General features: G+C 46.7%; 9 protein-coding genes. 6 read left to right on the top strand and 3 right to left on the bottom strand.

Translation table 11 applies throughout. The annotated features are described in order from the left end of the window. Positions 1 to 120 precede the first annotated feature (120 nt). Entirely contained in the window at positions 121 to 1,137 is a 1,017-nt protein-coding gene (locus ACFSYC_RS03605; protein ID WP_377123608.1) for a zinc-binding alcohol dehydrogenase family protein, read from the top strand. Between the two features lie 6 nt (positions 1,138 to 1,143). On the opposite strand, the gene ACFSYC_RS03610 is transcribed toward ACFSYC_RS03605, so the two are convergent. Continuing rightward, a complete protein-coding gene (locus ACFSYC_RS03610) occupies positions 1,144 to 2,484 on the bottom strand; it encodes a sensor histidine kinase (protein ID WP_377123610.1) in 1,341 nt (446 codons plus the stop codon). A gap of 245 nt (positions 2,485 to 2,729) precedes the next feature. On the opposite strand from ACFSYC_RS03610, the gene ACFSYC_RS03615 reads away from it, so the two are divergent. The 3 genes from ACFSYC_RS03615 to msrA all read left to right on the top strand — a co-directional run bounded on the left by ACFSYC_RS03615 (position 2,730) and on the right by msrA (position 6,416). Beyond that, entirely contained in the window at positions 2,730 to 5,183 is a 2,454-nt protein-coding gene (locus ACFSYC_RS03615; RefSeq protein ID WP_377123612.1) for a phosphocholine-specific phospholipase C, read from the top strand. A 63-nt stretch (positions 5,184 to 5,246) separates the two neighbouring features. Further along, positions 5,247 to 5,750, top strand: coding sequence for a peptide-methionine (R)-S-oxide reductase MsrB (gene msrB, locus ACFSYC_RS03620; protein ID WP_377123614.1), 504 nt, complete (start codon positions 5,247 to 5,249; stop codon positions 5,748 to 5,750). 6 nt (positions 5,751 to 5,756) lie between these two features. Beyond that, positions 5,757 to 6,416: a peptide-methionine (S)-S-oxide reductase MsrA gene (gene msrA, locus ACFSYC_RS03625; protein WP_377123616.1), complete on the top strand. Its 660-nt coding sequence runs from the start codon at positions 5,757 to 5,759 to the stop codon at positions 6,414 to 6,416. Positions 6,417 to 6,486: 70 nt separating this feature from the next. Here the strand turns inward: msrA and ACFSYC_RS03630 are convergent, their stop codons facing one another. Continuing rightward, positions 6,487 to 7,539 carry a glycoside hydrolase family 43 protein gene (locus ACFSYC_RS03630; RefSeq protein WP_377123618.1) on the bottom strand — a complete coding sequence of 351 codons (1,053 nt, stop codon included), beginning with the start codon at positions 7,537 to 7,539 and terminating at the stop codon, positions 6,487 to 6,489. 316 nt (positions 7,540 to 7,855) lie between these two features. On the opposite strand from ACFSYC_RS03630, the gene ACFSYC_RS03635 reads away from it, so the two are divergent. Both ACFSYC_RS03635 and ACFSYC_RS03640 read left to right on the top strand, forming a co-directional pair. Beyond that, positions 7,856 to 8,950, top strand: a complete 1,095-nt coding sequence (locus ACFSYC_RS03635) for a hypothetical protein (protein ID WP_377123620.1) — start codon at positions 7,856 to 7,858, stop codon at positions 8,948 to 8,950. Next, complete coding sequence (locus ACFSYC_RS03640; RefSeq protein WP_377123635.1) at positions 8,835 to 9,755, top strand: T9SS type A sorting domain-containing protein; 921 nt, start codon at positions 8,835 to 8,837, stop codon at positions 9,753 to 9,755. Before ACFSYC_RS03635 ends, ACFSYC_RS03640 begins: the two co-directional genes overlap by 116 nt. 279 nt (positions 9,756 to 10,034) lie before the next feature. On the opposite strand, the gene ACFSYC_RS03645 is transcribed toward ACFSYC_RS03640, so the two are convergent. Further along, positions 10,035 to 11,045, bottom strand: coding sequence for a glycoside hydrolase family 43 protein (locus ACFSYC_RS03645; protein ID WP_377123622.1), 1,011 nt, complete (start codon positions 11,043 to 11,045; stop codon positions 10,035 to 10,037). Between the last annotated feature and the right edge of the window lie 241 nt (positions 11,046 to 11,286).

Consider the following 11,286-nt stretch of genomic DNA (forward strand, 5'->3'; position numbering starts at 1 on the left):
ATACCGAAGGCCTCGTAAGGGCTATTTTTATACACTGCTTTGCCATAATAGTTTAGCACGTTTTATGAGCGTATTTACAATTAGCCTGTTACATTTGATAAAATACCAATAACACCTGTAATGAAAGTATTGATCTGTAACCAGCCGGGCGAGCTAAGCTATGTAGAAAAGGAGACGCCTGTCGCGTCGCCCGGCCACGCTTTGCTGAAAATAAAACGTGTTGGTATTTGCGGTACAGATTTACATGCCTTTGAAGGGACACAGCCATACTTCAGCTATCCGCGGGTGTTGGGGCATGAGTTAGCTGCCGAGGTGTTGACCGTTGACGCTAACAGTGCTTTTAAACCGGGCGACACGGTAACGCTTATCCCCTATATAAACTGTGGTAAATGTGTGGCCTGCCGTGCCGGCAAAACCAATTGCTGTAGCAGCATACAGGTGCTGGGCGTACATACTGACGGGGGCATGGCAGAATATATAGAAGTGCCGGAGCGCTTATTGCTATCAGCAAACGGGCTTAGCCTTGACGAATTAGCTTTAATTGAGCCTTTAGCAATTGGCGCGCATGGTGTCCGCAGGGCAGCGGTAAGTAAAGGCGAGTTTGTTTTGGTGATTGGTGCCGGCCCAATAGGTTTGGGAGCGATGGAGTTTGCACGCATAGCAGGTGGCAAAGTAATAGCACTTGACATTAACCCAAAACGATTAACATTTTGCGGCGAAAAACTAAAAATTGACCATATCATAAACGCGCTTACCGCTGACGTAACCGCACAACTAATGGAAATAACCGGTGGCGATATGCCTACCGTGGTTATTGATGCTACCGGGAATCAAAAGGCTATAAATAACGCGTTTCAATATATGGCGCATGGCGCAAGGTTTGTACTGATAGGTTTGCAAAAAGGTGACATTAGTTTTAGCCACCCCGAGTTTCATAAACGCGAAGCTGCTTTAATGAGCAGCCGTAACGCTACCCGGGAGGATTTTGACCATGTAATAACCGCTATAAAAAACAAACTTATAAACCCCTTAATCTATATTACGCACAGGGTAAAGTTTGATGATGCGGCTACACAGTTCGCATCCTGGTTAAACCCGGAGGCGGGGGTTGTAAAAGCAATTATTGAGTTTGCTTAGTAATGATCAAGCCATTTGATCCATCTTCGCCACCGGCACAAAAATATAAAAGCTTGAGCCGGTGCCGGTGGCGCTTTCAAAAGTAATGCGGCCGCCCTGGTGCTCAATGTACTCCTTGCATAGCAGCAGCCCCAGGCCTACGCCTTTTTCGTTATTGGTGCCATAAGCTGGCTGGCTGTGTAACGAGAAGATGTTAGCTTGCTTATCATGGTCAATGCCCTGCCCGTTATCCATAATCGTTACCCGGTACTCGCCACCATCTAAGCAGGCATCTACAGAGATAGCGCCACCTGTCGGCGTAAATTTTATGGCATTGCTTACCAGGTTACGTACTACCATTTGCAGCATATTGATATCGGCAGCTACCCAAAAGTTGGGGTCTATCTGGTAGCTCAAAACAATGCCCTTGCGTTGTGCCTGCATTTTACCCATCTCGAGCGTGCTTTTTATGGCGTCGAGCAGGTTAAGCACCTGCAAATTAACCAACGGCCCTTCCATTTGCGATTTGGACCAGTGCAGCAAGTTGCCCAGCATCTCCATGGTGTTATTAGTGGCCGCCAAGAGCTCTTGTTCGAACCGGGGGCGTTGCTCTTCATTCACCTCGTTGCTGTTCAGTAACTCAAGGTAACCGTGTATGTTAACCAACGGGGCCCGTAAATCGTGCGATATGATAGACATCAACTTGTTTTTTTCGGCATTGCTTTTCTCTAGCAGGTCGCGCTGATGCGATATTTGTTCGTTGCGTACTTCAATGGCAATAGCTTTTTCTTCTGCGGCCTTGCGCTCCTTATCATGGCTGCGGCGCATGTATTTCATCACAACGTAAATACATATTACCGGCAACGGGAAAGCGGTTATACGGTCAATAAGCTGCCCCTTACCTGCGTCAAACGGATAACTTACCAATTGCGGATATTGATAAGCAACCAGGTGCAATGCCATAAATGCCAGTAAATAAACAATTAGCCAGGTTAGGTGGTGGCGGTAGGGCGACACAGCAAACAGCAATAATAAAAACGCAGGCCAAATAACATCGGTAGAACCATGGATGCCAGAGTTTGCAAAATAGTTAATGGAGAAAAGTATAAGGCCGGTTAACCCTAAAAAAATGCTGTTATGCCGTATGCCTTTGTAGCGTGAGTGATAAAATTGATAGAAAAATAGCAGGCTAAAAATAAGGCTTGACCCGCCGGCCACATACAGCCCGGCAAAAATATCATAAGGGACGTAAAAGCCGGCCAGCATAACCAGGCATAAACTAATGGAGTGAAATATCCGGCTTTCTAAAGAAAAATCAGACGCGCTGCCCGTAAGCTCACGCCATTTTAGGGGGATTGTTTTTATCATAACGTAGCAGCGTATAATAATCCACCTATTGCCGCAACGTACAAGGGCTCATTGAGTTACCCTTTTATAGCGATGGCAATGAGTTTATCTAAAGTTGATAAATAGTTTGATTAAAAAAGAACAAACAAGGGTTTAATTACGCTATTGCATCTAAAACTTAATTTTGTTAAGCATGGGTTAAGGTGTTTTTAATAACTTAACGCCTTATTAACCTGTTGCAGGGTTATTTTGGTTTTATTTGTTTTATGACTGATACCCGTCGCGACTTTATAAAAAAGGCTACCCTGCTAACAGGTGCTGCAGGTTTGTTTACTGTTTTGCCCGATTCGATACAGAAAGCGCTGGCCATAGACGCCGAAAAAGGGACTACCTACCTGGATGCCGAGCACGTGGTTTTTTTAATGCAGGAAAACCGGTCTTTTGATCATTGTTATGGCACACTGCAGGGCGTGCGCGGGTTCGACGATCCGCGGGCTATGCACCTGCCGGGTATGAACAAGGTGTGGGCACAAACCAACAAAGCCGGCGAAACCTATGTGCCTTTCAATCTTGATATCAAAAACTCAAAGGCCACCTGGATGCAATCGCTGCCACACTCATGGGAGGACCAGGTAGACGCCCGTAACGACGGCAAAATGGATAACTGGCTGGATGCAAAAAAATCGGGCAATAAACAATACGCGGCAATGCCCCTAACCATGGGCTATTATGACCGTAACGACATCCCTTTTTATTACGCTTTGGCGGATGCTTTTACCGTTTGCGATCAGCACTTTTGCTCGTCATTAACGGGCACCAGCGCCAACAGATCATATTTTTGGGCGGGCACCATTCGCGAGCAAGGCAAAGCATTAGTTAACAACGGCGAGATCAATTATAAAGACTTAACCGCTACCACCTTCCCCGAACGGTTGGAGGAGTTGGGCGTATCATGGAAGGTGTATCAAAATGAACTAAGCGTTGATGTTGGCCTTAACAGCGATGAGGACGATTGGCTGGGCAATTTTACCGACAATAACCTGGAGTTTTACAAACGCTATAATGTTAAACTGCACCATGCCCATTTAGCATGGTTGCCAAAACGCCGGGTAGCATTAGAAACCGAGCTGGCCGGGCTGCAAAAGCAACCCCCGTCGGTTATACTTACCGCGCAGATCAAAAAGAAAACAGAAGAGCTGGAGAAAATAAAAACGGAGATAACCCAGTGGACGCAGGAGCGCTTTGATAAACTAAGCGACTTTGAGAAAAACATCCATCTAAAGGCCTTTACTACCAATAGTAACGATCCCGATTATCATCAGTTAAGTACGTTAAGTTATGACGATAATGGCACACAGCGCGAAGTAAGCGTACCTAAAGGAGATGTGCTGCACCAGTTTAGGCAGGACGTTAAAACGGGCAAACTCCCTACAGTTTCCTGGCTAACGGCGCCTTCAAATTTTTCAGATCATCCGGGGTCGCCGTGGTATGGTGCCTGGTACGTGTCTGAGGTATTGGATATATTGACCCACAATCCCGAGGTATGGAAAAAGACCATCTTTGTATTAACCTACGACGAGAACGATGGTTACTTTGACCACGTAGCCCCCTTTGTGCCACCAAATACTGCACGACACGAAACCGGCAAAGTATCTGCCGGCATAAATACCGAAACAGAGCATGTAACCAAAGCGCAAGAAATAGCCCGCGGCAATACCGAACCGCACCACCGCGTAAGCCCTATCGGTTTGGGTTTTAGAGTGCCTATGGTAGTGGCGTCGCCTTGGTCAAGAGGTGGTTGGGTAAACTCGCAGGTGTTTGATCATACATCGACCCTGCAGTTTCTGGAAACCTTTTTGACCAAAAAGACAGGCAAGGCTGTTAAAGAGACCAACATCAGCGACTGGCGCCGCACGGTTTGCGGCGACCTGACCTCCATCTTCAGACCATACAGCGGCGAAAAGATAAATTATCCTATATCGCTAAATCGCGATAAAACGGTGCAAAGTATTCACCAGGCAAAGTTTAAAGGTTTGCCTAATAAGTTTAAAGCCCTATCTATAGACGATATTAATGCTGTAAACAGCAAAACCGGAATTGCCCGTTTCGCGAAGCAAGAAAAAGGTAGCCGCCAATCATGCGCCTTACCATATGACTTGCAGTTAAACGGATCGTTATCGCCAAAAAAAGACGAGTTGCAAATAACGTTTAAAGCGGGTGCTGGTGTAGGAGCGCCGTTTAATGTTTATGCCCCCATTTTAAACGGCGGCCAAACAGAAATAAAAGCGTGGAACTTTGCTGTTAAACCTAACGACGAGTTAAACTACCCGTTTAAATTAATTAGCTTTAAAGACGGCGCTTATAATTTAATGGCTTATGGCCCTAACGGTTTTTTAAGAACCTTTGCCGGTGATAAAAATGATGCGCCGGTAACGATTGATGTTGCCTATCTACCCCAGGGCGATATTGAGCTCAGGTTTAAAAATACAGGCGACCTTAAACATGAAATCATTATAACCGATAATAGCTACAAAACCAACAATCATCAGCTAAGTATCGCCGCAGGCGCATTATCTGTACAAAAGCTTAACCTGCAAAAAAGTCATTTCTGGTACGATTTTGCCATTACCTTAAAAGGCAAGGAAAACTTTAGCCGCGGTTATGCTGGCCGGGTTGAAACCGGTAAACATGGTTTTACAGATCCCTTAATTGGGGCGTAATCGACTGATATACATAACGGCAGATTTTTTGTAAGGAATTACCCTGTTGACCGACTAACAGGTATGAGAACGATAAATTTAATGATTACCCTATTGCTGCTTGGAGCTTTGCAAGCCTGCAGCCAGGGCAAAAAAAATACTGCCGCGGCGCCCGATATTGAAAGCACGTCGCAATTTGCCGGTGCTAAGCCAAAATCGTACTGGAAAACAGTACTTAGCCCGAAGGCATACGACATTATGGTGAATAAAGGCACAGAACGGCCATTTAACAATCCATACCATGACAACCATCGCGCCGGAACTTACGTGAGCGCCGCCACAGGCAAGCCGCTTTTTTCATCAACCACAAAATTCGACTCGGGGACGGGCTGGCCAAGTTTTTTTAAACCTATTAATGATAAAGACATCATGATAGTTAAAGACTATTCATTCGGCAGCGTGCGCGAAGAAGTGGTTGAGCGCAGCACCGGCCTGCATTTGGGCCACGTGTTTGACGACGGCCCCGAGCCAACCGGCAAGCGCTATTGCATGAACTCGTACGCGCTAAAATTCATCCCAGCTAAATAAATAAACATGAAAATATTAGCAATTAATTTTTTGGCGCTGCTGCTGTTTGCCAGCTGCGTTAATGGCCAGGATCAGCCGGGCGACCATGATTTCGCGGCGTTGCCCGCCCCCAAGGCGGGCGAAAAACTAGCCACCTTTGCAGGTGGATGCTTTTGGGCACTTGCCGAAGGTATGTCTGAACTAAAGGGCGTAAACAGGGTAGTAGCGGGCTATGCAGGTGGCAAGGTTAAAAACCCAACCTACGAGCAGGTTTGTACCCGCACAACCGGCCATGCCGAATCTGTGCAGATCTATTATAATCCATCAGTTATCAGCTATGCTACATTGGCCGAAGCGTTTTTTTACGCGCATGATCCCACCACGCTTAACCGGCAGGGGCCCGATGAGGGTACAGATTACCGCTCGGCCATATTTTACCGCACGCCCGAAGAAAAGGTAACCATTGCAGCCGTTATAGCTAAAATAAACGCAGGTAAGCATTACGCTAGCCCGATAGTAACGCAGGTTGTACCCTACAAGGTTTTATATCCTGCGGAGGTTTATCACCAGGGTTATTACCGGGCGCACCCGTCGGCAGGTTATATCAGATCGGTATCAGTGCCTAAAGTAATGAAATTACGCGCCGCCAAAAGCGAGTTGTTAAAGCCGGAGTTTAAAGGAAAGTAAGAAAACCTGGCAGAAGGAATCGTAGAGACGCAATGCATTGCGTCTCCCGCTTTCGCCTCCCGCGTGCAATTTATTTCTTATTCGGAAACGTAGCTAACAACGCCTTAGCCTCTGCACTTGTCAGTTTTGATAAACTGCCATGTCTGGCATCTTTTGGCAGGCTAACATCTTTCACAATGGTCCATTTAAACAAGTCCGGCGATGAGGAAATGCCGTAATCATCGGCCATTGGATAATCGTAATACAGCAGCCAGCCGTTAGGTTTCATGGGGTCGGCCATTACGCTTGGGCCCTCGGTGATGGTTGGGGCTATCTGGCCCTTGTTTAGCGGGCCTTCGAATATTTTGTAGGGTCCTTCCAACTTCTTTGATGTCGCAACGCGGATGCCACGACGCTCGCCGGTGGCGGGGCTAAACTCTTCTTCTTTATGTACCAGGTAATAGGTGTCTTTGTGTTTAATCATGGTGCCATCAATAACCGAATAGTTGGGCGCAAACAGCACCTTGGCCGGGCTGAAGTTTTTCCAGTCGGTCGTTTTGCAGTACCATAGGCGGCTCTTTTTCCAACCCGCGTCCTCAAAAGTCGACGACCATATCAGCGTATACTCCTTGCTTGCCTCATCATAAAAATACTCCGGCGCCCAAATGTTGCGCACAAAAGCACCGGCATCATTCTTTACATCCTTCATTAGCGGCAGGTAGCTGTCAAACGTCCAATGAATCAAATCGGGCGATGTGGCATACATGCAGCTCGGGCCAAACTCGCGGCGGTTAGGGGCGTTGCGTCCACCGCCGGTAGCAATCAATCGCCATAAACCATCCGGCCCTTTGCGGATAAACTGGTCGCGCATGTTTTGGTCCCAAATGGGTTCGTTATTGTTAATCGGGGTCCAATGGCGGCCATCATTTGATAGTGAAATATGCAATTTCTCTACCGAGAAGGGGTTAGGCAGCGGCACCTCAATAGTTTTACCGTCCTTATCAATCTCTATCCGCGTAGGGTAGCGCTGGCGGAAATACGTCAGCATCCACACATCTTTTTTGGTGTCAACCTGCGCCAACGCGGGCAGGGTAGCGTTAAGCAGCAAGATGAATGCTGCAAGTTTTATGATGGTTCTTTTCATAATATATTAAAGAGTCTCTATGAAGCTCTGTCATTTCGAACAACGTGAGAAATCTATACACTGACCGTCCGCCTGCTTAGCGTGTGTATAGATTTCTCGCTACCGCTCGAAATGACAATAAGTTACAGTATCCGGTACCTGTACAATACGTACGAGTTTGGTTTTAATAATTCAAAGCTAACATGATATTGTATTTATTGATTTTAAAAACGGTACAGAAGACATCCGTAGAAATGCGCTGGTAGTTAAAGATGTAATCCGTTGGGTAAACTCTGTTAAGCAAGGCACAGAACCCAACGTTGTTTTGGGTTTAAGCATGGGTGGTTTAGTAGCGCGTTACGCGCTTAAAAAAATGGAAGCCGCTAATGAGAACCATCAAACACGTTTATTTGTCAGCCATGATGCGCCGCAACAGGGTGCCAATGCGGCTATCGGCGCGCAATATATGCTAAATGCAACCGCAAATTTATATGCCCGTACCGGGCCGGCAAACTTGTATACCCTCCTAAGGGTATTCTCCCCATCGCAACCTAAGTACGATCAGCTTTTAGCGCTTACCGAAACGCCCGCGGCTAAGCAAATGCTTATTAACAGGATAGATCAATCTTTAAATATTAATAATACCATACACAACTCGTGGCAAACAGAGCTAACTAACCTGGGTTATCCGGCTAATTGCCGCAACATAGCCATAAGCAATGGCTCTGAGTGCGGGCTTGATCAAAATTTATTGCCCGGCTACCAGCTATTAACTATACAGGGCCGGGTTAATACCAATGCGGTAGATTTTGGTGGCGAAGTGGCATTGGGCAGTATATTTGCAAACCAGCCGCAGGTATTTACATTAAATGGCTTACCCGGCAGCAGCAAATTTACCGGCGATTTCCAGGTATATGCTGTCGCCGAAACCGGTGGTAATGCCGTTTACCGCGGCAAATTAACTTACACCAAAAAGGTTTTTGGTTTAATAAATGTTAACCATACCATAACAGACCGTACAAATTACGCCCCGGGTGGTATGTATCCGTTTGATAGTTTTGGCGGTGGTAAGTATGATATACCGGCTACAATTGCAGGCTCGCCAACCCTAAGCGTATACATAGCACCGGCGGTAGGCTTTGTGCCAACAACAAGCGCCCTTGATATTAGCGGAAGCGCTACCAACCTGGCCAAGGCTGATTACAGGGTATCTTATGTTGGAGCCAACCCGCCGTCGTCGCCTAAAAACACGCCATTTAGTAATTTTATCACCGCGTATAACGGTAAACCAGGTACAGCAGGGGAAAATGAAGGCCATATTAGTTTATACCGCGCGCAATGGCGACTGGCTTGCAGCAGAGCTAAATGGCAGCACGCCTTCTGTAAGTTGCGCAGCCTTGTGCCAAATACAACAGATAAGTGGTTCTGCTAACGTTTGCTACGCCAGCCCGCAGCAGTTTTCGTTACCTTATGTGGCGGGTGTTACGTACAGTTGGTCTATTACACCAGGTTTACAGATCAACAGCGGGCAAGGTACCAGTTCAGTTCAGGTTGCCTACATAAATGGGTCTTATTTAACGGGGCAGGTAACCTGTACTATCAGCAGCAGCGCCTGCGGCAGCGCCACACTTAACAAAGCCGTAACTATGGGTACACTTGTTAGTGTTGCCCAAGTATATATTAACGGAACGCCTTATACCGGCAGCAATTACGCTTACCTGCAAAGGCTTACCCAATATACCTTAAGTGTTGATCCTGTAGCCGGGGCTACAAGCTATTTTTGGTCGCTTAGTAACAACATGACGATAGATTATGGGCAGGGCACACATACAGTGCACGTAACTGTAGGCAGCCCTGCCGGAAGCTCGTTATCAATAGCCGTGCAAGCAGAAAACATGTGTGGCCGCGGTGCAGGCGTAAATGTTAACGGAGAGATAACCGGCAGTGGCGGCGAGTTTGAAGGATTTGCAATGTATCCAAATCCAACAAATGAAATGTTAACCGTTAGTTACAAATCAAAAGAACAGAGAAGTGCTGAAAACAATACAAAAGCGGTCAAAAAGATTTTCGACATTAAACTGTTAAACAGCAATGGCAAAATGTTGCGTTTGGCAGAAAATCAGACCAGTGCTAACGAAGTAAAGATTGATACGCGCGATATTGCAGCCGGCACATACTTTCTTCACATAAAGCATGGTAAAGAGACTATAAAAAAACAGGTCATCATTAAACATTAAGTTTCCATAAAAACTGAACCTGTCCCTTGCCGGTAACGCGCTGGCAAGGGACTTTTTATTTGATTCTGGTTGCGGGGATAGTGTTTTACTGATTTATGCTAACGGCCATGAGCGTTCTAAAAGCGCAAGGTAGCCGCCAAATACTTGCGCCATTTTGTCCTATGTAGAGATTGCTTCGTTCCTCGCAATGACGGGTTCAGAACAGCGCACAAATCCCTCCCTACACCCTCCCAAGGGAGGGAATCGCACGGATGGCCCCGCTTTTAAAGCCCAAAAATCTTACTTCGTCCCAGACGGCTTCTGCATTGCTACGCCATCCTTTAGCGGCACGCCGAAATTAGGCGTACCATTTTTGTTCCAGGTAAACTTTTGGGCACGTGGGGCACGCTTGCCGCCGCAGCCGTCGCCGGGGTTGCTGTTGGCGTGGTACAAAATCCAATCCTCTTTACCATCCGGCGATTTAAAGAACGAGTTATGGCCGGGGGCGTAGATCTTGTTCTCCGGGTTTTGCGAAAACACCGGCTCCGGCGCTTTCTTCCATGACAGGCTATCCAGCAGGTTGGCCTTATCGTTAGCGCTCAGCATCCCCAAAGCATAAAAATCTGTCCAGCAACCACTGGCCGAGTAAATGATAAACACCTTATTGCCATGCTTCAGTATCTGCGGACCCTCGTTAACCAGCACACCTATGCCGCTGTTGCTCTCCCATTTGTAGGTAGGGCTTGACAGTTTGGTGCGCTTACCGCCGATGGTCCAGGGGGTGCTCAATTCGGCAATGTATATGTTCTGCATATCGTTTTTATCACCTTCCCAGCCAGACCATAGCATGTACATTTTGCCCCGGTTTTCAAACACGGTAGCATCAATGGCCCACTTGTTAGTCTCGTCGCTCACGGCGCCTTTAAAGGTCCAATCGCCCTGCATAGGGTTGGTGTTCGGGTTTTCTACTACATACATGCGGTGATGGTCGTTCTTGCCATCATCGGCAGCAAAATACATATACCATTTGCCCCGCATAAAATGCAGCTCGGGCGCCCAGATCTCTTTAGAATAGTTGGTGCCGGGCGGCGGTGTCCATATCACTTTTCGCTCTGCAGCTTTAAGATCGGTAAGGTCCTTTGTTTTCCATATCACCAGGTTATGGCCGCTGGTTTGGGTGTAATAGTAGTAGCCATCCTTATAAATGTTCCAGGGGTCGGCCCCCGACGGTGTAAGCGGGTTGGTAAAAGTTTGCGCAAAAGCGCCGGCAAATACTATGGTAAAAGCTATAAAAAGGAGTGCTTTTTTCATGAGTTTAATAGGATTTATATGGTAAATATACCAATTATACCCCTACAACGCCGTGACAAATATGTTACATGAACTGTCGGTTTTTGTTTTGACTTGTCCTGCTATAGGTTGACAAAACTGATGGACAAATGGACAAACAGAAACACAAACAAAAGATTATAGCTGAATACTTGCTTGGGGGTACAAGTACCCGTAAATTAGCTATCAAATATGGCTACGGCCATGTCACGATATCCAGATG

It is taken from the genome of Mucilaginibacter antarcticus, assembly GCF_042686155.1.
Lineage (GTDB): Bacteria > Bacteroidota > Bacteroidia > Sphingobacteriales > Sphingobacteriaceae > Mucilaginibacter > Mucilaginibacter antarcticus.